Annotated in this window: 14 protein-coding genes; 10 read left to right on the top strand and 4 right to left on the bottom strand. The window is 74.1% G+C overall.

Annotated features, from left to right (window positions below):
- Positions 1 to 25 precede the first annotated feature (25 nt).
- The 4 genes from ANAE109_RS15410 to ANAE109_RS15395 all read left to right on the top strand — a co-directional run bounded on the left by ANAE109_RS15410 (position 26) and on the right by ANAE109_RS15395 (position 5,220).
- Positions 26 to 982, top strand: a complete 957-nt coding sequence (locus ANAE109_RS15410) for a DUF523 and DUF1722 domain-containing protein (RefSeq protein WP_012097815.1) — start codon at positions 26 to 28, stop codon at positions 980 to 982.
- A gap of 2 nt (positions 983 to 984) precedes the next feature.
- Positions 985 to 2,460: a deoxyribodipyrimidine photolyase gene (locus ANAE109_RS15405; RefSeq protein ID WP_200860862.1), complete on the top strand. Its 1,476-nt coding sequence runs from the start codon at positions 985 to 987 to the stop codon at positions 2,458 to 2,460.
- A gap of 101 nt (positions 2,461 to 2,561) precedes the next feature.
- Positions 2,562 to 3,566: an NAD(P)H-binding protein gene (locus ANAE109_RS15400; RefSeq protein ID WP_041448385.1), complete on the top strand. Its 1,005-nt coding sequence runs from the start codon at positions 2,562 to 2,564 to the stop codon at positions 3,564 to 3,566.
- Positions 3,567 to 3,570: 4 nt separating this feature from the next.
- Positions 3,571 to 5,220: an ATP-binding protein gene (locus ANAE109_RS15395; protein ID WP_012097812.1), complete on the top strand. Its 1,650-nt coding sequence runs from the start codon at positions 3,571 to 3,573 to the stop codon at positions 5,218 to 5,220.
- Between the two features lie 13 nt (positions 5,221 to 5,233).
- Here the strand turns inward: ANAE109_RS15395 and ANAE109_RS15390 are convergent, their stop codons facing one another.
- Positions 5,234 to 5,809, bottom strand: a complete 576-nt coding sequence (locus ANAE109_RS15390; RefSeq protein ID WP_041449270.1) for a type II CAAX prenyl endopeptidase Rce1 family protein — start codon at positions 5,807 to 5,809, stop codon at positions 5,234 to 5,236.
- A gap of 113 nt (positions 5,810 to 5,922) precedes the next feature.
- Here ANAE109_RS15390 and ANAE109_RS15385 point away from each other — a divergent pair, with 113 nt between their 5' ends.
- Complete coding sequence (locus tag ANAE109_RS15385) at positions 5,923 to 7,332, top strand: NAD-dependent succinate-semialdehyde dehydrogenase (protein WP_012097810.1); 1,410 nt, start codon at positions 5,923 to 5,925, stop codon at positions 7,330 to 7,332.
- 131 nt (positions 7,333 to 7,463) lie between these two features.
- On the opposite strand, the gene ANAE109_RS15380 is transcribed toward ANAE109_RS15385, so the two are convergent.
- Positions 7,464 to 9,146, bottom strand: a complete 1,683-nt coding sequence (locus tag ANAE109_RS15380; protein WP_012097809.1) for an acyl-CoA dehydrogenase family protein — start codon at positions 9,144 to 9,146, stop codon at positions 7,464 to 7,466.
- 107 nt (positions 9,147 to 9,253) lie between these two features.
- On the opposite strand from ANAE109_RS15380, the gene ANAE109_RS15375 reads away from it, so the two are divergent.
- Positions 9,254 to 11,161, top strand: a complete 1,908-nt coding sequence (locus ANAE109_RS15375) for a GAF domain-containing protein (protein ID WP_012097808.1) — start codon at positions 9,254 to 9,256, stop codon at positions 11,159 to 11,161.
- A gap of 134 nt (positions 11,162 to 11,295) precedes the next feature.
- On the opposite strand, the gene gdhA is transcribed toward ANAE109_RS15375, so the two are convergent.
- Both gdhA and ANAE109_RS15365 read right to left on the bottom strand, forming a co-directional pair.
- A complete protein-coding gene (gdhA, locus tag ANAE109_RS15370) occupies positions 11,296 to 12,642 on the bottom strand; it encodes an NADP-specific glutamate dehydrogenase (RefSeq protein ID WP_012097807.1) in 1,347 nt (448 codons plus the stop codon).
- Positions 12,643 to 12,851: 209 nt separating this feature from the next.
- Entirely contained in the window at positions 12,852 to 16,535 is a 3,684-nt protein-coding gene (locus tag ANAE109_RS15365) for a DUF3683 domain-containing protein (protein ID WP_012097806.1), read from the bottom strand.
- 127 nt (positions 16,536 to 16,662) lie between these two features.
- Here ANAE109_RS15365 and ANAE109_RS15360 point away from each other — a divergent pair, with 127 nt between their 5' ends.
- The 4 genes from ANAE109_RS15360 to ANAE109_RS15345 all read left to right on the top strand — a co-directional run bounded on the left by ANAE109_RS15360 (position 16,663) and on the right by ANAE109_RS15345 (position 24,790).
- On the top strand, positions 16,663 to 17,091 hold the full coding sequence (locus ANAE109_RS15360; protein ID WP_234945156.1) for a bacteriohemerythrin: 429 nt from the start codon (positions 16,663 to 16,665) through the stop codon (positions 17,089 to 17,091).
- A gap of 221 nt (positions 17,092 to 17,312) precedes the next feature.
- Positions 17,313 to 18,251: a hypothetical protein gene (locus ANAE109_RS23580; protein WP_012097804.1), complete on the top strand. Its 939-nt coding sequence runs from the start codon at positions 17,313 to 17,315 to the stop codon at positions 18,249 to 18,251.
- 1,026 nt (positions 18,252 to 19,277) lie between these two features.
- Positions 19,278 to 22,727 (top strand): pyruvate carboxylase, encoded by a 3,450-nt coding sequence (locus tag ANAE109_RS15350; RefSeq protein ID WP_012097802.1) that lies wholly within the window; start codon positions 19,278 to 19,280, stop codon positions 22,725 to 22,727.
- A 224-nt stretch (positions 22,728 to 22,951) separates the two neighbouring features.
- Positions 22,952 to 24,790 (top strand): 2-oxoacid:acceptor oxidoreductase subunit alpha, encoded by a 1,839-nt coding sequence (locus ANAE109_RS15345; RefSeq protein WP_012097801.1) that lies wholly within the window; start codon positions 22,952 to 22,954, stop codon positions 24,788 to 24,790.
- Position 24,791 lies beyond the last annotated feature (1 nt).

The following is a 24,791-nucleotide window of genomic DNA, read 5'->3' as shown; positions in this document are numbered from 1 at the left end:
GGCGCCGTCCGCGTACGATCCGCACGTGGCCAAGGCCCGGCTCCGTCTCGGCGTCTCCTCCTGCCTGCTCGGACGGAACGTCCGCTACGACGGGCAGCACAAGCGCGACCCCTTCCTGGTGGAGGTGCTCGGCGACTTCGTGGAGTGGGTGCCGGTCTGCCCGGAGCTGGAGGTCGGGATGGGCGTGCCCCGCGAGCCGATCCGCCTCGTCGGGCCCTCCCGGTCCCCGCGGCTCGTCGCCGAGCGCAGCGGGGCCGATCACACCGAGGCGATGCGGCGCTACGCCGAGGCGCGCGTGGCGGAGCTCGAGGGGCTCGAGCTCTCGGGGTACGTGACGAAGAAGGACTCGCCCTCGTGCGGCATGGCGCGCGTCCGGGTCTATCCACAGAAGGGCGGACCGCCCCGGCGCGACGGCGTCGGCGCGTTCGCGCGCGTGCTCCTCGAGGCGATGCCGCTGCTGCCGGTGGAGGAGGAGGGGCGCCTCGCCGATCCGGCGCTGCGGGAGAGCTTCATCGAGCGGATCTTCGCCTACGCGCGCTGGAAGGCCGCGGTCGCGGCGGGGATGCGCCGCGGCGACCTCGTGGCGTTCCACGCGGCGCACAAGCTCGCGCTCCTCGCCCACAGCCCCTCGGCGTACCGGCGGCTCGGCGCGCTCGTCGCGTCGATGAAGAAGGGCTCCATCGCGCCGGTGGTCGACGCGTACGGACGCGGCTTCATGGAGGCGCTGCGCGTGCCGGCGACGCGCGGGCGGCACACCAACGTGCTGCAGCACATGCTCGGCTACTTCCGCGACGCCCTCCCGCGCGACGACCGCAAGGAGCTGGAGGAGGTCGTCCGCGACTACGGGCGCGGGCTCGTTCCGCTCGTCGTGCCGCAGACGCTGTTCCGCCACCACGTCCGACGGGAGGGCGTCGCGTACCTCGCCGCGCAGACCTACCTCGATCCGGATCCCAAGGAGCTCATGCTGCGGAACCGCGTGTGATCGTGAGCCGTGCCGTGGGCCTCGAGGAGCGCATCCGCGCCGCGAACGACGCGCCGGTGAGGCGCGAGCGCGCGTACGTGCTGTACTGGATGACCGCCGCGCGCCGCGTCCGCTTCAACCCGGCGCTGGAGCGGGCGATCGCGCTCGCCCGCGAGCTGGAGAGGCCCGTCGCGATCCTGGAGGCGCTCCGCGTCGGCGACCCCTACGCGAGCGACCGGCTGCACGCCTTCGTCCTGCAGGGAATGGCCGAGAACGCGCGCCGCCTCGCGGGGCGCGTGCTCCACCACCCCTACGTCGAGCGCGCGCCCGGGGAGGGCGAGGGGCTCCTCGAGGCGCTGGCCGCGCGCGCGTGCGCGGTGGTGACGGACGACCTCCCGACGTTCTTCCTCCCTCGCCAGTGCGCGGCGGCCGCGGCGCAGGTGGACGTCCGGGTCGAGGCGGTGGACGGGAGCTGCGTCGTGCCGTTCCGCCTCGCCGGGAAGGACTTCCCGACCGCCCACGCCTACCGCCGCCACCTCCAGCGACTCCTGCCGGCGTGGCTCGACCGGCTCCCGTCCGCGGATCCCCTCGCGCGCGCCGCGCTGCCGCCGCCGCCGGCGCTGTCGCGCGGCATCGCGCAGCGCTGGCCCGCGGTGACCCCCGACGCGCTCGCGCGACCCGCGCGCCTCACCGCGTCGCTCCCCATCGATCACGGCGTGCCGCCCGCACCGCTCCGCGGCGGCGCCCGCGCCGCCGGGGTGAGGCTGGCGCGCTGGCTGGAGCAGGGGCTGCCCCGCTACGCGGACGCGCGCAGCGATCCGGACGAGGAGGGGGTCGCGAGCGGGCTGTCGCCCTGGCTGCACTTCGGCCACGTCTCCTCGTTCGAGGTGGTGCGGGCGGTGCTGCGCCGCGAGGGCTGGACGCCGGCGCTCCTCTCGCCCGGCGTCACCGGGGCGCGCTCCGGGTGGTGGGGCGTCTCGGCGGCGGCGGAGGCGTTCCTCGATCAGCTCGTCACCTGGCGCGAGCTCGGCTTCGCGACCTGCGCGCACCGGGCCGATCACCGCGAGTACGGCTCGCTCCCGGCCTGGGCGCGCGCGACGCTCGAGGCCCACGCGGGCGACCCGCGCCCCCACGCGTACGACCGGGACACGCTCGACGCGGCCCGGACGCACGATCCGCTCTGGAACGCGGCGCAGCGGCAGCTGCGCGTCGAGGGCGTCATCCACAACGCGCTCCGGATGCTCTGGGGCAAGAAGATCCTCGAGTGGTCGCCGTCGCCGCGCGCGGCGCTCGAGGCCGCGCTCGAGCTCAACGACCGCTGGGCGCTCGACGGGCGCGACCCGAACTCCGTCTCCGGCGTGTTCTGGTGCCTCGGCCGCTACGACCGTCCGTGGGGGCCCGAGCGGCCGATCTTCGGGACCGTCCGCTACATGTCGAGCCAGAACAGCGCGCGGAAGTGGGCGGTCCGGCGCTACCTCGCTCGCCACGGCCCGGCTTAGCCGTGCGCCACGCGGCGACCCGCCCCAGAGTTCCCGTGATGGGCGCGAGGAGGAGAGCGTCGGGTGCGGCGAGCCGCGCGCAGGCCGCTCGCCCGGTCCTCGTGACCGGCGCCACCGGGTTCGTGGGCCAGGCGCTCGTCCCCGCCCTGCTCGCGCGGGGGCGAGCGGTCCGCGCGACCACGCGTGCGCTCCGGGACGACCTGGACCCGCGCGTCGAGTGGGTGCGGGCGGACGTCACCCGGCCCGCCGAGCTGCCGGCTGCGCTCGAGGGCGTGGACGCCGCCTACTTCCTCGTGCACGGGATGGCGAGCGGGCGTGAGGACTACGCGGACGACGAGCGGCGCGCGGCGGCCTTCTTCGCCCGCGAGGCCGGGATCGCGGGCGTTCGCCGGATCGTCTATCTCGGCGGCGTGGCGCCGCGCGGACGCCCCTCGAAGCACCTCGCGAGCCGGCTCGCGGTGGGGGAGGTGCTTCGCGCCGGACGCGTCCCCACGCTCGAGCTCCGCGCCTCGATGATCGTGGGTCCGGGGAGCGCCTCCTGGCGCATCGTGCGCGATCTCGCCATGCGGCTCCCGGCCATGGTGCTGCCGGCGTGGGCGCGGTCGCGCTCCTGCCCGATCGCGATCGAGGACGTGGTGGCGGCGCTCGTCGCCGCGCTCGACGTGCCGCTGCCGGAGAGCGCCTGGTACGACGTCCCCGGGCCCGAGGTGCTGTCCGTGCGCGACATCCTGGAGCGCGTCGCGGCGCTGCGCGGCCGGGCGCTACCGGCCGTCGAGGCGCCGCTCCCGCACCCGCGCATCTCCGCCCTCTGGCTCAAGCTCGTCTCGGATGCGCCGTGGCAGGTCGTGCGGGAGCTCGTGCAGGGGCTCTCGCACGATCTCCTGCCACGCGACGACCGCTACTGGGCGCTCACCGGGCTGCCACCGCGAACGCGGTTCGAGGAGGCCGCCCGGCGCGCCCTCGCGGAGGACGAGGGGCGGCGCCCCGGCGGCGTGCGCGGGTGGGTGCTGTCCGCCGAGGAGCTCCTCGTGGACCGGCTCGCGCCGCGGCAGCAGGAGACCGTCCGGCCCACCACCCCTCCCACCCCGCACCCGCGCCGGGGCTGACGCGATGCAACCCGGCGGCTCACCCCCCCACGTCGCCGTGCTCGCCGCCGAGATGCTCCGGGCGCGCAGGGAGGAGATCCTGTCCGCCTGGGAAGCGGCGGTCCGCGGGCTCCCGGGTTCGCGCGAGCTCTCCCGCGCCGCGCTGCGGGACGACGTCCCCGCGCTCCTGGATCGGGTGGCCGCGGAGCTCGCCGGCGGCGGGACGGCGGGGGATCCCGGCGCGCACGGGCGCCACCGGGCGGCGCAGGGCGTGGAGGTCGAGACCGTGATCTCGGAGCTGTCCGCGCTCCGCGGCTGCGTCGTGCGCGCGTGGGCGGACGCCTCCGTCCTCACCGTGGACGCGCTCGCCGCGCTCGAGCGGGCGCTGCACGACGCGGTCGCGGCGGCGGCGCGGGCCGCGGCCGACGCGCGCGAGCGCTTCTTCTCCGCCCGCGCGCGGGAGCTCGCGCTCCTCGCGCGCGTCAGCGACGAGCTCGCGGCCCGCCCCGAGCTCACCGCCCAGCTCGACCGCGCGGCGGAGCTCGCGGTGCCCGACTTCGCCGACTGGTCCGCCATCGTGCTGCTCGAGCCCGGGGGGAAGCTGAGGCGCATCGCGGTCCACACCGCCGACCCCGAACGGCGCGCGCTCGCCCGCGAGGTGCTGGAGCGGTATCCCATCGACCTCCAGGCCCAGCGCGGGCTCGGGCGCGTGCTGCGCGAGGGAGAGACGCTGCTCGTCGAGGACGCCGACTGCCGGTTCCCCGAGCTCGTCGGCGGCACCGCGGAGGGGCGGGCGCTCCTCGAGCGGCTCGCCATCCGTTCCTACCTCGCGGTCCCGCTGCGCGGTCCGGCGGGCGTCATCGGCGCCTTCGCGTTCGGGATGTCCACCTCCGGCCGGTGCTTCGACGAGCGCTCGGTGCCGATCGCGGTCGAGCTGGCCCGGCGCGCGGCCCTCGCGATCGAGAACGCCCGTCTCCTCGAGGCGGCCCGGCGCGAGGCGCGCGCGCGCGAGCAGCTCCTCGCCGTGGTCTCGCACGATCTCCGGACGCCGCTCTCCGCGATCCGCATGGGCGCGCACCGCCTCCGGGCGTCCGCCGCCAGCGCGGTGCCGGAGGCCCTCGGCGCCATCGCGGACGTCATCCAGCGGTCGGCCGGACGCATGGAGCGGCTCATCGGCGACCTGCTCGACGTCGCGGCGGTGCAGGCCGGACGCCTCACGGTGGACCCGTCGCCCCGCCGCCCCGGAGAGCTCGTGCGAGAGGCGGTCGAGTCCATGCAGAGCCTCGTCCGCGGCCACGGGGTGGAGCTGGACGTCGACGCGGCCCCCGATCTCCCGCTCGTTCTCGCCGACCACGACCGGATCCTCCAGGTGCTCGGGAACCTCGTCTCGAACGCCGTGAAGGTGACGGAGGCGGGGGGCCGGATCGGCGTGCGCGCCGAACCCCGCGCGGCGGCGGTCCGGTTCGCCGTCTCGGACACGGGGCCGGGCATCGCTCCGGACGAGCTGGAGCGGATCTTCGAGCCGTACCGCCGTGGCGCGGGGGCGACCTACAGCGGCACCGGCCTCGGGCTCGCCATCGCGCGCGGGATCGTGGAGGCGCACGGCGGTCGCATCGGGGTCGAGAGCGCCGTAGGAGCGGGGAGCACCTTCTGGTTCACCTTGCCCGTCGCGTGACCCGCCGCGGTGTTCACACGGGGGGTGCGAGGGAGGCCACGAGCACGCTCCAGGCCGCATGGCTCACGAGGGCGGGCACCAGGCTCCCGCGCCACGCGGTGAGCGCGCCCCAGACCGCGTAGGTGGGGAGGGTGGCGAGCGCGAGGAACGGCTCGCCGCTCGCGAGCGCGACGACCGCCGCGAGGACGGTCGCGAGGGCCACCGCGCCCGGCGCGCCGAGGCGCCCCTCGAGCCTGGGCTGCACCACGCCGCGCCAGAAGAGCTCCTCCGCGGGAGCGATGAGGAGGGCGAGCGCGAGCGCCGGGAAGAGCGCGCGCGTCTCGAACCGGACGTACATCTCGACGAGGGGCCGGCAGAGCGCCTCGGAGAGGCCGCCGCACGTCGCCCAGAGGAACGCGCGGGTGAGGCCGTACAGCGCGCCGCCCGTGCCGAGGCCCAGGGCGACGTCCGCGACGGTGGGCCGCAGGCGCGCGAGGAGTCCCGGCGGGGCGGCGGTCGCCGAGAGGGCGATCCAGGCGGCGCTGAACACCGCCGCGAGGAGAAAGAAGTCGGGCGGGCTCCACGCCACGAGCCCCGACCAGAGCGCCATCGCGCCCGCCGCGGCCGCCACGTACCGGGGGCGCGGCGACCTCGCTCGCTCCGTGCTATGGGACACGTTCGACATTACCGCCGAACCGAGACGCGCGGAAAGGAAGGGATCTCGTGGCCACGATGACGTCCGTGAACCCCGCCACCGGGGAGGTCCTCGCCCGCTTCGAAGAGCTCACCGACGCCGAGCTGGAGGCGCGCCTGGCCCGCGCGGCCGAGACGTTCGCCGCGTGGCGGCGCCGGCCCTTCGCGGAGCGCGCGGCGCTCATGACCCGCGCCGCCGAGGTGCTCGACCGCCGGAAGGAGCACTGGGGGCGCACCATGACGGCCGAGATGGGGAAGACCTTCCGGTCGGCCGTGGGCGAGGCGGAGAAGTGCGCGTGGGTCTGCCGCTACTACGCGGAGAACGCGGAGCGCTTCCTCGCGGACGAGGAGGTGAAGGCCTCCGCGACCCGCTCGTTCGTGCGCTACCTGCCCATCGGGCCGGTGCTCGCGGTGATGCCGTGGAACTTCCCCTTCTGGCAGGTGTTCCGCTTCGCCGCGCCGGCGCTCATGGCCGGCAACGTCGGGCTCCTGAAGCACGCCTCGAACGTGCCGCAGTGCGCCCTCGCGATCGAGGAGGTCTTCCGCGAGGCCGGCTTCCCGGAGGGCGCCTTCCAGACGCTGCTCGTCGGCTCCTCGCGCGTCGCGCGCGTCCTGGAGGACGACCGCGTCGCGGCCGCGACGCTCACCGGCAGCGAGGCGGCGGGCGCCGCGGTGGCCTCCACCGCGGGGCGGGTCATCAAGAAGACCGTGCTCGAGCTCGGGGGCAGCGATCCCTTCGTGGTGATGCCGAGCGCCAACCTCGAGCAGGCGGTCGCGACCGCCGTGACGGCGCGGACGATCAACAACGGCCAGTCCTGCATCGCCGCGAAGCGCTTCATCGTCCACGAGGCGATCTACGACCGCTTCCAGCAGGCGTTCGTCGAGCGGATGGCGGCGCTCGAGGTGGGCGATCCGATGGATCCGGCGACGGACGTCGGCCCCCTCTCGAGCATGGCCGAGCGCGACAAGCTCGTCGCGCAGGTGGCCGCCGCGGTGAAGGCCGGCGCGCGCGTGCTCGTCGGCGGCGCGCCGCTCGCGCGCAAGGGTGCCTACTATCCTCCGACCGTCATCAGGGACATCCCGCCCTCGTCGCCCGCCTACCGCGACGAGATCTTCGGCCCGGTCGCGGCGCTGTACCGCGTGGGGAGCGTGGACGAGGCGATCGCGGTCGCGAACGACGTCCCGTTCGGCCTGGGCTCGAGCGTGTGGACGAACGACGCCGAGGAGCGGCGCCGCTTCGTGGACGAGCTCGCCGCGGGCGCGACGTTCGTGAACGCGATGGTCGCCTCCGATCCGCGCCTCCCGTTCGGCGGCGTGAAGCGCTCCGGCTACGGCCGCGAGCTCGCGCGCGACGGCATCCGCGAGTTCGTGAACGTGAAGACCGTGGTGGTGCAGGAGGACCCCGCGCACCCGGTGTCGAGCGGCGCGGCGATGGAGTAGGGGACCTCAGCCGGTCGCCTCGCTCGGGACGAGCGGCCTGAGCGGTCGAGCTCGCCGGAGGCCGGATCCCGCGCAGCCCCTCGCGCCTCCGCTCGCCCCGAGCCCGTCGAAGGGCGGGGCGAGCCCGGCGCTCACGAATCGGCCCCGTCCGCGGCGGTCCCCGCGAGCAGCGCGAGCTCCTCCGGGCCGGGCTCCTCCGCGGCGAGGAGATCGACGCCGTGCCGCGCGAGGCGGCGCGCGGCGGCGAGCGCGCGGGGGCCGCGGCCCCGGTCGAGGCACCACTGCGCGTGCGAGATCAGGAGGGCGAGCTCGAGCGCGCGCCCGAGGGTGAGCGCCAGGCGCCGCGCGCCCGCCTCGCGCGCCGGGCCGCCCGTCTCGGCGAGCCACGCGCGCGCTCGCTCGAGGGCGCCTCGCGCCGCCTCGATCGCCGGCCGGAGCGAGGGCTCGCGGGCGTCGCCGAGGTGGCGGCGGATCTCGGCCGCGAGCGCCTCGGCCGTACCCTCCCCGGCGAGCGCCCGCAGGACGTCGAGGGCGAGCACGTTGGTCGTGCCCTCCCAGATCGGCAGCACCTGCGCGTCGCGGAGCAGCCGCGGGAGGCCGGTGTCCTCGACGTAGCCGGCACCGCCGAAGCACTCGAGCGCCTCGGAGGCGACCGCCACGGCCTGCTTGCCCGTGGTGAGCTTCGCGAGCGGCGTCACGGCACGCAGCGCGAGCCGCTCCGCGTCGCTCGCCTCGCCGCACTCGGCGCGGCCGAGGAGGGCCGCCGCCCGGAACGCCAGCAGGAACGCCCCCTCGCGCTCCGCCTCGAGCCCGGCGAGCGTGTCCGCGTGGAGGGGCTTCCGCGCGAGGGGCGCGCCGAACGCCGCGCGGCGGCGCGCGTAATCGCGCGCGAGCGCGAGCGCGCGCTGCATCCCGGCGGCGGCCACGACGGAGTTCCAGGTGCGCGTCACGGTCAGCATCGGCGCGACGGCGCGGACGCCGTCGGCGAGCCCCGAGACCGGCAGCGCGAGGGCGCCGTCGAGGGTCAGCTCCGCCGTCGGGAGCTTGCGGGTGCCGAGCTTCTCCTTGAGCCGGTTCACGAGCACGCCGTTCGTGGAGCCGTCCTCGTCGCGCGTCTCGAGGTAGAAGAGCGCGAGCCCGCGCGAGCCGGCGGGCGCGCCGTCCGGCCTCGCCAGCGCGAGCGCCATCTCCGCGGTGGTCGCCGACGAGAACCACTTCGTCCCGTGGAGCCGCCACGCCTCGCCGTCGCGCCGGGCGACGGTCTCGGTGCCGGAGACGTCCGAGCCGCCGGTCCGCTCCGTCATCCACTGGCCGCTCGTCCACATGCGCGCGGGGTCGCGCGAGGTGAGGCGCGGCAGGGCGCGCGCGACGAGCGCCGCGTTCCCCGCGTCGAGGAGCGTCCGCGCGGCGCCGTCGGTCATCGCGAGCGGGCAGGCGTACACGTCGAGCGAAGGCTCGAGCACGTACACGAGCGCGAGCTGGTGCACGCGCGACGCGCCCCCGTGGCGCCGCTCGTACGCGGCGGCCACGAGTCCGTGCCGCGCCGCCAGCGCGGCGGCCTCGCGCCAGAGCGGCGTGAGCTCGACGCGGTCCACCCGGCGGCCCCAGGCGTCGAAGGGCTCGAGCCTCGGCTCCAGGTGGCGCTCCGCGGCCTGCTGCGCGAACAGCCGTCCCGCCGCGAGCTCACCGAGGTGCTCGAGCTCCGGCTCGGCCTCCGGCAGCGTCCCGGACAGTGCCCGGGCGAGGTGCTCGCGGAGGAGCGGGTCCGACAGGTAGGCGTTGGCGAGCCTGGGCGGGTCCTGGAAGAAGGCCATCGTGAGCGCTCCCTAACCGCCCGGACCCGGGGGCGCGGCACGCGCACGAGGCGCCAGCCCGAACAGGTCGGCTGCGGTCCCTCGAGGCCTGGTAAGTCTTCCTTCCCGTGCCGCCACCCGCCTCCCTGCAGCCGGCCGATCCCCAGGCGCGCCTCGCGCGCTGCGAGCAGCTCCACGCCCTCTCGGACGCGCTGTCCGCCGCCGCGACCATCGAAGAGGTGGCGAACATCGTCCTCGACCGCGGGCTCTCGCTCGTGGGGGCGCGCGCGGTCTCCCTCTTCCTGGAGCGCGAGCCGGGGGTGCTCGCGCTGGTGCGCACCGTCGGCCTGTCCGAGCAGTTCCGCACGCGCCTGCGCACCGTCTCCGCGGAGGATCGGCTGCCGCACGCGGACGCCTTCCGCACCGGGGAGCCGGTGTGGCTGCGGGACCCTGGCGAGATCGCGTCGCGCTACCCCCTCGCGGCGGACCTGGCGAGCGACGAGGGAGATCGGGCCTGGGCGGCGTTGCCGCTCGTGCTGGACCGGCGGCGCGGCGCCATCGGCCTCCGGTTCGCCGACCCCCGGCCGTTCGGGGCGGAGGAACGCGCCTTCATCGAGGCGGTGACGCGCCAGTGCGCGCAGGCGGTCGACCGCGCGCGGCTCTACGACGCGGAGCGCAGGCTCGCCGGGCGCATCGCTCGCCTCCAGCTCGCGACCTCCGAGCTGTCCGCGGCCGTCACGCCGCAGGAGGTCGGGGCGGTCGCGCTGCGCGAGCTGCTCGCGAGCGGGGCGCGCGCGGGCGCAGTGCTCCAGCGGGGCGTCGCCGGCGACCTCGAGCTCGTCGTGGCGCACGGGCTCGACCCGGACGCCCAGCGGCCCCTCGCCCTCGTCGCGGCCGAGCCCGTGGATCTTGGGCGCCGGTGGATCGGGAGCGGCGAGGCGCTCGCCGCGGAGGCGCCGTCGCTCGCGGCCGCGCTCGACCCCGCGGCGGGTCCCTGGGTCGCGGTGCCGATGCGGGTCGAGGGCCGCGACGTGGGCGTCATCGTGCTGGCGCTCGACCTGGAGCAGCCGCTCGGCGACGACGCCCGCGGCGACGCCGTCGCGCTCGCGCAACAGTGCGCGCAGGCGCTCGAGCGCGCCCGCCTCTTCGAGGCGTATCGCCGTCACGGCGAGCGGCTCGCGCGCGTGCAGACTGCGGCGGCGGCCCTCTCCGGCGCGGCGACGCTGCGCGACGTCGCGGAGGTCGCGGCCGGCGCGATGAGCGCCATCGGCGCGTCGGGCGCCGAGCTCCACGCGCTCGATCGCGCCGATCGGCTGATGCTCGTCCCGCGGGAGGCCGGCCCCCGCCCGGCGCGCTCGCTCGACGCCCCGACGCTCGCGGGCGAGGTCGTCCGCACCGGGCGAGCGGTCTGGCTCGCTTCCCGCGCCGAGCTCGAGCTCCGCTTCCCCCACGAGGCGGCCGATCCGGCGCGCGCGAACGAGCACGCCTGGGCCGCCGTGCCGCTGCTCGCGTCGGGCGAGACGCTCGGCGCGCTCACGGTCGCGTTCGCCACGGCGCACCCGATCGGCGAGGACGAGCGCGCCTTCGTGCGCCTCGTGGCGGCGCCGAGCGCCGAGGCCCTCGCGCGGGCGCGGCTCTACGAGGCCGTGGCCGCGAGCCGCGCCGGGGCCGAGTCGGGGGCGGCGGTGCTCGACGCGCTGTTCGACGCCGCGCCGGTGCCGCTCGCGCTCTTCGACCGCGAGATGCGCTTCGCGCGGGTGAACGCGCGGCTCGAGGCGATGAACGGCCTCCCGGCGGCGGCGCACCTCGGCAAGACGCCGGCGGAGGTGCTGCCGGGCCTGCCCGGCGAGCAGCTCGCCGCCAACTTCCGGGCGGTGATGGAGACCGGGCGGGCGATCGAGACCGTGCTGCTCGGGGAGACGCCCGTGGAAGGCGGCACGACGCGACGGCGGCGCGAGAGCTGGTTCCCGGTCCGGGTCGGCGGCGAGATCGTGGGCGTGGGGCTGCTGGTCCGTGAGGAGCCGGGCGGGGGCTGAAATGGGACCCCGCCGGCCGCTGCGTGGTGAGCGACCGGCGGGGAGGAGTCTCAGCCAGCTAGCAGGGGGGACCGGGGGACGCTTCTCGTGCGTCCCCCCGGCAAGACGCCGGGGCGCAGCCCCCGTCTGATCGTTCAGATCAGCCCGTGAGCCACCATCGCCTTCGCGACCTTGATGAAGCCCGCGATGTTCGCGCCGACGACGTAGTTGCCCTTGGCGCCGAACTCCTCGGCGGTCTCGAAGCAGGTCTGGTGGATGTTCTTCATGATGTTCGCGAGCCGCTTCTCCGTGTACTCGAAGGTCCACGAGTCGCGCGACGCGTTCTGCTGCATCTCGAGCGCGGAGGTGGCGACGCCGCCCGCGTTGGCCGCCTTGCCCGGGCCGTAGGCGATGCCGGCCTGGAGGAACACCTGGATGCCCTCGGGCGTGGTGGGCATGTTCGCGCCCTCGCCGACGGCGATGCAGCCGTTCTTCACGAGCAGCGCGGCGTCCTTGCCGTTGATCTCGTTCTGCGTCGCGGACGGCATGGCCACCTGGCAGGGGATCTCCCAGATGTTGCCGCCGTCGACGTAGCGCGCGTGCTTGCGGTACTCGACGTAGTCCCTGATGCGCCGCCGCTCGACCTCCTTGAGCTGCTTCACGAGGTCGAGGTCGATGCCCTTCTCGTCGAAGATGTAGCCGTTCGAGTCGGAGCAGGCGACGGTCTTGCCGCCGAGCTGGTTGATCTTCTCGATCGTGTAGATCGCGACGTTGCCGGAGCCCGACACGACGCAGCGCTTGCCGTCGAACGAGTCCTTGCGGACCTTGAGCATCTCCTCCACGAAGAAGGTGGCGCCGTAGCCCGTCGCCTCGGTGCGCACCAGCGAGCCGCCGTAGTCGAGCCCCTTCCCGGTGAGGACGCCCGCCTCGTACCGCGAGGTGAGCCGCTTGTACTGACCGTACAGGTAGCCGATCTCGCGGCCGCCCACGCCGATGTCACCGGCGGGCACGTCGGTGTGCTCGCCGATGTAGCGCCAGAGCTCGGTCATGAAGCTCTGGCAGAAGCGCATGATCTCGTCGTCCGTCCTGCCCTTCGGGTCGAAGTCCGAGCCGCCCTTGCCGCCGCCGATGGGCAGGCCGGTGAGCGCGTTCTTGAAGATCTGCTCGAACCCCAGGAACTTGATGATCCCGAGGTAGACCGACGGGTGGAAGCGGAGCCCGCCCTTGTACGGGCCGAGCGCGCTGTTGTACTGGACGCGGAACCCGCGGTTGACGTGGAACTCGCCCTTGTCGTCCTGCCAGGGCACGCGGAAGATGATCTGCCGCTCCGGCTCGATGATCCGCTCGATGATCTTGCGCTCGCGGAACTCGGGGTACTTCGCCAGGACCGGCCCGATCGACTCGAGCACCTCCCGCGCGGCCTGGTGGAACTCGGCCTCGCCGGGGTTACGACGCAGCACGTCCTGGTAGATCGACTCCAGCCTCTCGTCCTTCATGACCATTTGACTGCTCCTTCGGGTTTGGGCGCGATCCCTCTGCCCGGAAGCGGAGCAGTCTGCCCGAGCCGCGGGCACGGGTGCCACGGACGCTGCGTCCGGGCGCACCGAGCGTGCGTGCGCAAGGGATGCGTGCTCGCCCGTCCGGGCGGCGCGGGCCGCCAACCGCCGCGGCGTGCCGCGCCAAAGGGGCGGCGCCGCCGCGGGGCGAATCGCTAGAAATGCACCGCGGTTGCGCGCGTGGCCTGCGCGCGGAACTTCTCGCGCCAGTCCGGGCCGGAGATGCGCTCGGCGAGCGCCACCGCGAGGTGCTTCGGCTCGACGCCGAACGCCGCGTTGCGCCCGAGCCCCTGCACGCAGGACGGGCAGTTCGTGAGCATCACCGCGCCGCGCGGGCGGCCGTCCAGCGCCTCGGCGATCGCCTCCCGCTTGCGGTGGAGCATGGCGTCGGTGATGTCCGGCCGCGAGAGCGCCAGGGTGCCCGCCTCGGAGCAGCAGTGCGGCACGGCCTCCACCTTCCCGAACCCGCCGATCCGGGCCAGCACCGCGCGCGCGTCGCCGTCGAGCGAGTCGTGGCAGGGGGCGTGGTACAGCAGCTCCGGCCCAGGGCCCGCCTCGGGTGCAGGCGCCGCCAGCGAGAGGCCGCGCTCGGCCGCGTAGCGCGCCACGTCGACGATGCGGCCGCCGAAGAGCTTCTCGGCCTCCATCGCCTCGAGCCCCTCGCGGCAGGTGCCGCAGGTGACCACGCAGCCGTCGAAGGAGACGTGGCTGAACATGTCGCGGATCTGGCTGAACAGGATGGTGTCGCGGAGCAGCGTGCGCGAGTGCTGCTCGACCTTGGCGTTCACGTGCGCCGGGAACCCGCAGCAGAGGAACGGCGGCGGGATCACCACGCGGGCCCCCACCGACCCGAGCACGTGCAGCGCCGCCATCGACACGTGCGACTGGAGCCGCTCCGAGCCGCAGCCCGGGAAGTAGAAGACCGTCCGCTGCGCCGGCGCGCCCTCGGGGTCGAGCACGAGCACCTGGTCCTGCTCGCAGTGCGGCAGCACGTCGCGCAGGGTCTCGGAAGGCGCCGGCGGCACGGGCGAGCGCAGCACCTGGAGCGCGTACGGGGCGCGCCGCGCGTCCTCGGGCTGGAGCGGGGCGGCGACGGCGCAGGCGGCGCGCTGGAGGGCGCCGCCCAGCCGCACGAGCCCGCCGTGGAAGGCGGCGTTCGCGACGGGCGAGCGGGTGTCGAGGTACGCGAGCGTCGCGCGCGTCGCGACGGTGGTGCGCTTGTAGCCGTAGCTCGCGAGGATCTCGCGCTCCAGCACGGACACCTCGCCGGTGTCGATGTCCACCGGGCAGGGCTTCGCGCACTTGTGGCAGATGGTGCAGTGGTCCGCCACCTCCTCCAGCCAGCGCAGCAGCTCGAACTTGGTCGAGCGCTCCCGCTGCGCGTCGTAGAGCAGCGCCTCGATGAGGGACCCGATGGCGAGGTTCTTGTTGCGCGGGTGGAAGAACATCCCGCGGGCCGGGTGGTAGACGCAGCAGTCCGCCTTGCACTTGCCGCAGCGGACGCAGTGGGCGATGGCCTTCGCGAGCGCCTCGAGCTGCCCGTGCTGGAGGATGCGCGCCTCCAGCTCGAGGAGGTTGAAGGACGGCGTGAACACCTGGTCGAGGACGGCGAGGTCCTCGAGCTTGCCAGGGTTCATGAGGCCGCCGGGATCCACCTCGGCGCGGTGGACGGCGAGCTCCCGCACGCGCGCGGGCTCGAGGTACTTGAGCTTCGTGACCCCGATGCCGTGCTCGCCGGAGACCACGCCGCCGAGCGCGACCACCTTCGCCATGACGGCGTCGATGACCTCCTCGGTGCGGCGCAGCATCGGCCGGTCGTTGGAGAGCACCGGCACGTTCACGTGCACGTTGCCGTCGCCCGCGTGCATGTGGGTCGCGAGCACCACCAGCCGGTCGCGCACCTCGCGGTGGGCGCGGTCGAGCGCGGCGACGAGGCCGGGGTAGCCGCGCACGAGCTGCCCGAGGTCGCGCCGGAGCGCCTCGATCGCCGCCAGCGCCCGGAGCGCCTTCGCGTCGGCCCCGACCAGCGCCTCCCGCGCGGCCGCGCAGCGCGCGAGCGCGGCGGGGATCTTGCGGGCGAGCCACTCCGGGTCGTCCTTGGGCGGCGGGGCGCCGCGCAGGAGGTCCTCGGCGCGGTCCACGAAGCGGCCCTGCGCGTAGCGCTCCTCCTCGACGTTCGTCGCCTCCACGAAGCGCGCGAACTCGGCCAGCGCCTCGAGCGGCAGGACGACGTCCTCGTTCATCTTGAACGCGTTGGTCCTGCGGGCGATGGCGCCGAGCTTCTTGCGGTCCGCCCAGAAGCGCTTCGCCTCGGCCGCGTCGCGCGCCTCGAACAGCTCGGTGTTCGGGTGCTCGTCGAGGATGCGCCGGATCTTGTCCACCCCGCGCGCGGCCTCGTCGGCGGCGTGGCCGACCACGTCCACGAGCAGCACGGCCTTCGGCGTCTCGGGGCGCGGCGCCTTCACCTTGTAGTCGATGGCGCGCACGTACTCGTCGTCGAAGTGCTCGAGCGCGGAGAGCGCCTCCTTGCCGCCGTCCGGGAAGGGGAAGGCGCGCGCGAGCTGGAGGATGACGCGCGAGGCCTCGTCGAAGTCGGGCCCGAAGAACTCCAGGCAGAGCGTCCGCTTCGCCTCGTACTCGGGGTAGAGGACGAACTCCGCGGAGGTGATGACGCCGTCGGTGCCCTCCTTCTGCAGCCCGGGCACGCCGCCCAGCGCCTTGTTGGTGATGTCCTTCCAGAGCCCCTTCTTGCGGATGTCCGCCCCGGTGAGCGCGATGCGCTTCACGAGCGCGCCGTCCTCGTCCACGACGTCGAAGGTGACCGGGTCCTCGGGGAGGATCTTCCGCAGCCGGTGATCCACGCGGCGCACCGTCCAGTGCCGCCCCGAGGGCATCGCCATCCGCCAGGACACCAGGTTGTCGATGCAGGTGCCCCACAGCACGCAGTCCTTGCCGCCCGCGTTCTCGGCGACGTTGCCGCCGATGGTGCACGCCCAGGCGCTCGTGGGATCGGTGGCGAACACCAGCCCGCGCTCCGCCGCGTGCTCCATGGCGCGCTCGGTGACGACGCCCGCCTCGAGCTCGACCACCTTCGCCGCCGCCTCGCGTCCGTCGGCGAGCCGGAAGGTCCGCTCCGACACGCCGCGGATCCGGTTCAGCTTCTCGGTGTTCACCACCACGCAGCCGGGGCGGAGCGGCACGGCGCCGCCGGTCAGGCCGGTGCCGGCGCCGCGCGGGATCGCCTTGAGCCCGAGGCGCGCGATGCCGGCGAGGAGGGGCGCGACCTGCCGCTCGTCGTCCGGCATGACCACCGCGATCGGCAGGTGGAGGCGCCAGTCGGTCGCGTCCGTGGCGTGAGACACGAGCGTGAACGGATCGAAGAGGACGCTGTCCTTGCCGACCACCGCCCCGAGCTCGCGCACCATGCGGCGGCGCAGCTCGGGGGCGCCCTCGACCTCGGCGCGGAACGCGGCGAGCAGCTTCCGCGAGGCGGCGAGCACCTCCCCCACGCGCTCCTCGCCGTTCGAGTTGCGGGAGACGATGCCGAGGTCCTTCTCGATGTTGCGGAAGAAGCGGCGCCGCCGGGGCGCGGAGTCCACGAGCTCCTGGAACAGGAACGGGTTCCGGCGGTGGATGAGGATCTCGCCGAAGAACCGCATGAGCAGGCGCGCGCTGCGCCCGGTCACCCGGCGGGTGCGAAGCTCCTCCAGCTTTCCCCACAGGTCGGGGCCGAGCAGCAGGCTGAGCGCCTGCCGGTCGTCGGCGGAGGTGTAGTTGTAGGGGATCTCCCGAACGGAGGGAGTCGGGGCGAGCGCGGATTCGAGGTTGGGGTGCTGCATGGCGGGAAAGCGCGCAACTGTAGCAGGTTTCCCGCCGCGCGTCGCCCCGTCCCACGCGCGCGGGCTGGCGCGTCGCCCCGCGTTCGGGGGATGCTCGCCGCAGCCTTCGAAGTGGCGTCGCGACCCCGTGAACGTGGAGACCCTCTCGATGCACATCCAGTGGACGAACGCGCTCTCCCTCGGCGTCGGCGACCTCGACGCCCAGCACCAGGAGCTGTTCCGCCGCGCCTCGCGCCTGCTCGACGCGCTCGAGGCCGGCAAGCGCGCCGACGTCGCCGAGCTCATCGAGTACCTGCACGGCTACGCGACCACGCACTTCGGGCTCGAGGAGGCGTGGATGCGGGAGATCGGCTTCCCCGGCTTCCTGCGCCACAAGGCGGAGCACGATCGCTTCGTCTCCGATCTCGCGCTCATCGCGCGCGACCTCGACGCGAACGGGCGCAGCCTCGGCCTCGCCCCGTTCCAGCTCGGGCAGTGGCTCGCCCAGTGGTTGAAGAAGCACATCGGCGGCACCGACGCCGAGCTCGGGCGGTACCTCGCGAAGCGGAGCGCGTAGCCGCCCAGGGCCCTCGCGCCGCCTGCCAGGCGAGGGAGGCGATCCGGGACGGGACCAGCGCAGCCGCCGGCGGCGCCCCTTCGCAACGCCCGCTCGGGTTCGGAGAGGTGTCCACGGCGGGGCTCGAGGCGTCTCGCCCGGAGTGCGAGCGCTGCCCGCGGCCGGACCGGCTCCCTAAGATGAACGCGGCCTGCCGCCGGATGGGCCGAAGGGGGGCTCACATGAGGGCTTTCACCGCGATCCTGCTCGTCGCCGCGCTGGGCGGGTGCACGTCCGTGAAGGTGATGCAGCGGGACGGCTGCTGGATCCGCCGCACGGAGAAGCCCTTCGGGCAGGTGCGGGAGGACGTCGGGCCGTGCGCCCGTACGGCGTCGCCGTGGTCGGACGACAGGCTCACGCGCCTCGTGCAGGAGTGCGTCGCGCGCGAGGACTACCGCTGGCAGATGCGCGCCCTCGCGGCGTGGAACCGCGGCGAACCGCTGCCGGCGGAGCGGAACGCCAACGTGCTCGCGACCTGCACGAGCGAGGCGGCGCGCGCGGGGTTCGCCGAGAACGACGCGCTGAAGAACCAGCTCGACGCGGCGAACGAACGGATCTCCTTCGCGAAGGAGCGGCTCGCCGACGTCGCGAGCGATCGCGACGCGCTGCGCAAGCGCGCCGACGCCGAGCGAGACCGCATGTACGCGAGCCACGAGAAGCTCGCCGAGGCGCTCGGCGAGGCCGCCAAGAAGCCCGCCGCGCCCGCCACGGCCACGGCCACGGCCTCGAGCGACGGCCGGGCGCGGCTGGACACCGAGGAGAAGACGAAGCGCACCGAGGGTGCGCCGCGGGAGACGGCGCCCGTGGCGTTCGTGAACGCCGCCCCGTGGACGCAGCCGGCCGCCGCGTGCGCCCCCGCGCAGCCCGCTCCGGCCGCGCCGGCCGCGACGAAGCGCGCGCGCGCCGCAAAGAAGCCGGTGGTCGCCGCGAAGGCGCCGGAGTGCGAGCCGCCCGCGGTCACGCAGCCCGGTGCCGCGCCGTCCATCGCCGCGCCCGCGACGCCCATCGTGGAGGCGGGGAGCGCCGCCGTCGCCCCGGCCCCTGGGCCGGTGGTGAACGCGGCCGACGAGAAGCCGGCCATGGTCCCCGCGCCAGCGACGGGAGCGGCGAACGGGGAGTGAGGGGGAGGGAAGCGGCGCAGGCATGCCCGCCTCGCGGCCTTCGCCACCGGGTGGACCGCGCACCACCCGGCGACCGCGCCCGTGCGGTGACCTCGCGAGGCTCCGCTCGCCCTGAGCCTGTCGAAGGGCGGGCGGTGCGCTTCCTCGACCGCGACCTGTGATCCGGTCATCCCGGGCGTAGCGACCACGCGTCAGCGGAGGCGCGAAGTCGAGGGACGACCGCAACCGCAAGACCCAGACCCCGACCCCGACCCCGACCCCGAGGTCGACCTCGACCTCGACCCCGACCCCGGCCCCGGCCCCCGACCCCGACCCCGACCCCGACCCCGACCTCGACCCCGACCTCGACCTCGACCTCGACCTCGACCTCGACCTCGACCTCGACCTCGACCTCGACCGTTCACAGATAGTCACTTGCGTCGACGGTGGAGTTCAGGTCGTCCGGACGGCGAAGCCGATTTCTCGCCCCGCCGTCGCGGTGATCCATCGCGCGAGGCGAGGGCGCCAACGTCCGCCCATTCAAGTCACGAACAGTGAACGCGGGGTAGGCAGTAGCTCGCCGTTCTCCCGCGCGGCGGTCCGACCCGATGAATCCAAGCGGCTCCGACGTCCTTCGAGGACGGGACCAGCGCCTTCCAAGCCCCCCGGTGGCTACCCCTTCATTCCGCCGAATCGCGCATCCTCCCCCATCGACCGCACGACTCCGCAACCCCTTGGAACCGCTCGCTCGGCCGGCGTCTCCAACGGCGATCGCGCCGCCGGATCGGCTGAACCGGCCGACTCCAGAATCACGTCTCGTCGCCCGCGGCACCCCTCGACACACCGCGTCGGGATGTGCTCCAGTGCACGACGCAGCACGCCTCATCGCGCTGGACCGAGCCGAGGCTGACCCAAGCCCGACCCGATCCTCCTCGCATCCGCGCCTGCTCCCGCGGGCCCGGGCGGCCAGCAGCGAACGACACCCGAGATCCGACGCCCGCGCCGTGCGCCGGGCGGGCGTCCAACGTTCGCTCCGAGGAGCCTCACATGCCCGTGCCGTTCAAGAGAGTCATGGCCGCGAACCGCGGCGAGATCGCCATCCGCATCTTCCGCGCCTGCACCGAGCTCGGGATCCAGACCATCGCGATCTACTCCGAGGAGGACCGGCTCTCGCTGCATCGCTACAAGGCCGACGAGGCGTACCTGGTCGGCAAGGGCAAGAAGCCCATCGACGCGTACCTCGGCATCGAGGAGATCGTCGCGCTCGCGAAGCGGCTCGAGGTGGACGCCATCCACCCCGGCTACGGCTTCCTCTCCGAGAACCCCGAGTTCGCCGAGGCGTGCGATCGCGCCGGCATCGTGTTCGTGGGGCCCACGCCGGAGATGCAGCGGCGGCTCGGCGACAAGGTCGCGGGGCGCAAGGCGGCGCAGGGGGCGGGCGTGCCGGTGGTGCCGGGCACGGCCGAGCCGATCAAGCACGACGAGGAGGCGCTCCTCTTCGCCCGCGAGCACGGCTACCCCATCATCATCAAGGCGAGCGCGGGCGGCGGCGGGCGCGGCATGCGCGTCGCGCGCAACCAGCGCGAGCTCGTCGAGGGGCTCGTCTCGGCGCGGAGCGAGGCGGGCGCGGCGTTCGGGAACCCCGCCGTCTTCCTCGAGCGCTACATCGAGCGGCCGAAGCACATCGAGGTGCAGGTCCTCGGCGACCACCACGGCAACCTCGTCCACCTCTTCGAGCGCGACTGCTCCATCCAGCGCCGCCACCAGAAGGTGGTCGAGTTCGCGCCGTCGCTGGCGCTCTCGGAGGCGCAGCGGGCCGCCATCTGCGAGGACGCACTCAAGATCGCGCGCAGCGTGTCGTACCGGAACGCCGGCACGGTGGAGTTCCTCGTGGATCGCGAGGGCCGCCACTACTTCATCGAGGTGAACCCCCGCATCCAGGTGGAGCACACGGTCACGGAGAGCATCACCGGCCGGAACCTGGTCCAGGCGCAGCTCCTCGTCGCCCAGGGCAAGCGGCTGTCCGATCCGGAGATCGGCATCGCGCGCCAGGAGGACGTGCAGCGCCGCGGCTTCGCGGTGCAGTGCCGCATCACGACGGAGGATCCGCAGAACGGCTTCGCCCCGGACTACGGGGTCCTGAAGGCGTACCGCTCGCCGGGCGGCTTCGGCGTGCGGCTCGACGCCGGGAGCGCCTTCAACGGCGCGGTGATCACGCCGCACTACGACTCGCTGCTCGTGAAGATCACGACGTGGGGCCTGACGCTCGGCGGGGCGGCGCGCGTGATGGATCGCTCGCTCCAGGAGTTCCGCGTACGCGGCGTGAAGACGAACATCGCCTTCCTCGAGAACGTCGTGCGCCACCCCGTGTTCCTCGCGGGCGGGTGCGACACGTCCTTCATCGAGGGGCACCCCGAGCTGCTGCAGGCGAAGGTGAAGAAGGACCGCGGCACGAAGCTCTTGCGGTACCTCGCCGAGGTGGTCGTGAACGGCACGCCCGGGGTGGCGAAGCCGCTGCGCTCGGCGGAGCTCGCCGAGGCGCGCCTGCCGAAGGTGGACGTGACGCGCGCCCCGCCGAAGGGGACGCGCGACGTCCTCCTCGAGCGCGGCCCGGAGGGGCTCGCGAGGTGGGCGCTCGAGCAGAAGCGGCTCCTCTTCACCGACACCACGATGCGGGACGCGCACCAGTCGCTCCTCGCCACGCGCGTCCGCACCGACGACCTCGTCCGCATCGCCCCGGCGACCGCCCGGCTCGGCGCCGGGCTGTTCTCGCTCGAGCTGTGGGGCGGCGCCACGTTCGACGTCTCGATGCGGTTCCTCAAGGAGGACCCGTGGGAGCGGCTCCACAAGCTGCGCGCCGCCATCCCCAACGTCCTCTTCCAGATGCTCCTCCGCGGCTCAAACGCGGTCGGCTACACGAACTACCCGGACAACGTGGTCGAGCGCTTCGTCGAGGAGGCGGCGAAGAGCGGCGTGGACGTGTTCCGCGTCTTCGACTCGCTCAACTGGACCAAGGGGATGACCGTCGCCTGCGAGGCGGTGCGCAAGCAGAAGAACGCCGTGCTCGAGGCGGCGCTCTGCTACACGGGCGACATCACCGATCCGCGCCGCGACAAGTACCCGCTCGACTACTACGTGAAGCTCGCGCGGGAGCTCGAGCGCATGGGCGCGCACTTCCTCGCCGTGAAGGACATGGCGGGCCTGCTGAAGCCGCTCGCCGCGGCGAAGCTGGTGAAGGCGCTCAAGGAGGCGGTGGGGATCCCGGTCCACCTCCACACGCACGACACCTCGGGGGTCGCGTCCGCGACGCTGCTCGAGGCCGCGCGCGCCGGCGTGGACGTGGTGGACGCGGCGCTCTCGCCGCTCTCCGGCCTCACGGCGCAGCCGAACCTGAACTCGCTCGCGGCGGTGCTGCGCGGCAGCGAGTGGGACGCGGCCCTGGACGAGGAGGGCCTGCAGCAGCTCGCCGCCTACTGGGAGACGGTGCGCGAGTACTACGCGCCGTTCGAGTCGGGCCTGCGCAGCGGGACGGCGGAGGTGTACCGCCACGAGATCCCCGGCGGCCAGTACTCCAACTACAAGCCGCAGGTGGCCGGGCTCGGCCTCCTCGACCGGTGGGAGGAGTGCAAGGACATGTACCGTAAGGTGAACCTGCTCTTCGGCGACATCGTCAAGGTCACCCCCTCGTCCAAGGTCGTGGGCGACATGGCCATGTTCCTCGTGAAGAACGGGCTCGAGCCGGAGGACCTCTTCACCGAGAAGGGCAGGGACCTGGCGTTCCCGGAGTCGGTGGTGGGCCTCGCGAAGGGCATGCTCGGCCAGCCGTACGGCGGGTTCCCGGAGGAGCTCCGCCGGGTGATCCTGAAGGGCCAGGAGCCGATCACGCACCGGCCGGGCGAGCTGCTCGAGCCCGCCGACCTCGAGCGCGAGCGGGCGCGCGCGGCGGAGCGGGCCGGCGTCGCGGTGGACGACAAGGCGCTCGTGTCGTGGCTGCTCTACCCGAACGTGTGGCCGGACCTCGTGCGGCACCGCGACGAGTACTCGGACACCTCGGTGATCCCGACGCCGGTCTTCCTCTACGGCCTCGAGCCCGGGCAGGAGACGTCGATCGAGATCGAGCCCGGCAAGACCCTCATCGTGCGGCTCGTCACGATCGGCAAGCTCGAGAAGGACGGCACGCGCGACCTCTTCTTCGAGCTGAACGGCGAGGTGCGCACCATCACGGTCCGTGATCAGGCGGCGGCCCAGGGCGGCGCCGCGCGCCCGAAGGCGGAGAAGGGCAACCCCGCCCACGTCGGGGCGCCGATGCCCGGCAAGGTCGTGAAGGTGAACGTGAAGCCGGGCGAGCAGGTGAAGGCCGGCGCGGTGCTCCTCGTGACCGAGGCGATGAAGATGGAGACGAACGTGAAGGCGAAGGCGGACTGCGCCGTCGCCGAGGTCCGCTTCAAGGAAGGGGACAAGGTGGAGAAGGACGACCTGCTCGTCGTCCTCGCGTAGACGTCGGCGCTCCTGCCTCGGCATCCGCTCGCCCTTCGACAGGCTCAGGGCGAGCGGCCGGGGAGCGACGGCCCCGCAGGGGATGCGCCCGCGCGGTACCAGCACGGATGGAGGGCGGCCGCCGCGGCCAGGCGGCCTCCTTGCCCGAAGCGCGTCTGGCACGCGCCTCCCGTGGCGTTATGTCTGCCACTGGAGTGGTACCGCGGGGCAAGGAGCGCAAAGGAATGGCGTCCCCCGACAGCGTCGTCGCGCCGCCACCGGCCGTGCGTCCGGACGGCGGCGCGGTGGTGAACGACTTCTCGATCCAGGTCGCGACGGCGAACGGCTCGGGCTCGCAGAGCTCGAACACCGTGCTCCTGCGCGCCCTCTTCCAGATGGGCGTGCCGGTCTCCGGCAAGAACCTGTTCCCGTCCAACATCGCCGGGCTGCCGACCTGGTACACGATCCGCGCCTCCAGGGACGGCTGGATCGCGCGCAAGGAGGAGCTCGACCTCCTCGTCGCGATGAACCCCGAGACGGCGCATCAGGACGTGCTCGGGCTCCGCCCCGGCGCGGTGGTGGTGTACGACGCCCCGCTCGCGCTGGACCAGCTGCGCGGCGACCTCGTGTTCTACCCCGTCGCGTTCGACGGGCTGGTCGAGCCGCTCACCAAGGAGCCGAAGCTCCGCAAGCTGCTCCGCAACATGGCGTACGTCGGGGTGCTCGCCCGCCTGCTCTCCATCGACCCGCGCGAGGTGGAGCACGCCATCGAGAAGCAGTTCCCCGGCAAGCCCAAGGCGCGCGACCTCAACGTCGCCGCGGCGAGGGCCGGCTTCGAGCACGCCGCGACCCTCGAGAAGCGCGATCCGTTCGTCGTCCGCCGCATGGACGAGACCGCGGGGAAGGTCCTCGTGGACGGCAACTCGGCGGCCGCGATGGGCGCCCTGTTCGCGGGCGTCACGGTCGTGAGCTGGTACCCCATCACCCCGTCGTCATCGCTGGTCGAGACGCTGATCGGCTACCTGCGCCGATACCGCATCGACCCAGACGGCAAGGCCACCTTCGCGGTGGTGCAGGCGGAGGACGAGCTCTCGGCGGTGGGCATGGCGATCGGCGCGGGCTGGGCCGGTGCGCGCGCCATGACCGCGACGGCGGGCCCCGGCGTCTCGCTCATGAGCGAGTTCGCCGGGCTCGCCTACTATGCCGAGATCCCCGCGGTGATCTTCGACGTGCAGCGGGTCGGCCCGTCCACCGGGCTCCCCACCCGCACGGCGCAGGGCGACGTCCTCTCCACGGCGTTCCTCTCGCACGGCGACACGCGCCACGTGCTGCTCTTCCCCGGGTCGGTGGAGGAGTGCTTCACGCTGGCGGTGGAGGCGTTCGACCTCGCCGAGCGGCTGCAGACGCCGGTGTTCGTGCTGACCGATCTCGATCTCGGCATGAACGTCTGGATGTCCGACCCGTTCCCGTACCCGTCGAAGCCGCTCGATCGCGGCAAGGTGCTCTCGAAGGAGGATCTCGACCGGCTGGGAGGCTTCGCCCGCTACGCCGACGTGGACGGCGACGGGATCGGCTGGCGGACGTTGCCGGGGACGCCGCACCCGAAGGCCGCCTACTTCACGCGCGGCACCGGGCACGACGAGGCCGCTGCCTACAGCGAGGATCCGCGCACCTTCGAGCGGAACCTCGCCCGGCTCGAGAAGAAGCTCGACGCCGCGCGCGCGCTCGGGCCGGCCCCGGTGGCGGAGGGGAGGGGCGACGCGCGCGTGGGCGTGCTCTGCTACGGCTCGTCCGACCCGGCCGTCGCCGAGGCGCGCGACCAGCTCTCCCGCGAGGCGGGGCTGGAGACCGACGCCCTGCGCGTGCGGGCCTACCCGTTCGCGCGGGAGGTGCGCGCGTTCGTCGAGGCGCACGAGCGCGTGTACGTCGTCGAGCAGAACCGCGACGGGCAGCTCGCGGCGCTCCTCAAGCTCGACCTGCCCCCGGCGCTCGTGCCGCGGCTCCGCCCCATCGCCCGGATCGACGGGCTGCCGCTCACCGCGCGCGCCGTGTCCGGCGCGATCCGCGCCGAGGAGGGGCGCTGAC

Source organism: Anaeromyxobacter sp. Fw109-5 (assembly GCF_000017505.1).
In the GTDB taxonomy this organism is placed as follows: domain Bacteria; phylum Myxococcota; class Myxococcia; order Myxococcales; family Anaeromyxobacteraceae; genus Anaeromyxobacter.
The sequence above is the reverse complement of the archived record's forward strand: the minus strand, read 5'-3'. Positions and strand labels throughout refer to the sequence as shown.

What these genes read in the sequence shown, in the direction of transcription:
- ANAE109_RS15395 (WP_012097812.1), top strand. Translation starts at nt 3,571, where the DNA reads ATGCAACCCGGCGGCTCACCCCCCCACGTCGCCGTGCTCGCCGCCGAG.
- ANAE109_RS15390 (WP_041449270.1), bottom strand. Translation starts at nt 5,809, where the DNA reads ATGGCGCTCTGGTCGGGGCTCGTGGCGTGGAGCCCGCCCGACTTCTTT.
- ANAE109_RS15380 (WP_012097809.1), bottom strand. Translation starts at nt 9,146, where the DNA reads ATGGCCTTCTTCCAGGACCCGCCCAGGCTCGCCAACGCCTACCTGTCG.
- gdhA (WP_012097807.1), bottom strand. Translation starts at nt 12,642, where the DNA reads ATGGTCATGAAGGACGAGAGGCTGGAGTCGATCTACCAGGACGTGCTG.
- ANAE109_RS15365 (WP_012097806.1), bottom strand. Translation starts at nt 16,535, where the DNA reads ATGCAGCACCCCAACCTCGAATCCGCGCTCGCCCCGACTCCCTCCGTT.
- ANAE109_RS23580 (WP_012097804.1), top strand. Translation starts at nt 17,313, where the DNA reads ATGAGGGCTTTCACCGCGATCCTGCTCGTCGCCGCGCTGGGCGGGTGC.
- ANAE109_RS15350 (WP_012097802.1), top strand. Translation starts at nt 19,278, where the DNA reads ATGCCCGTGCCGTTCAAGAGAGTCATGGCCGCGAACCGCGGCGAGATC.
- ANAE109_RS15345 (WP_012097801.1), top strand. Translation starts at nt 22,952, where the DNA reads ATGGCGTCCCCCGACAGCGTCGTCGCGCCGCCACCGGCCGTGCGTCCG.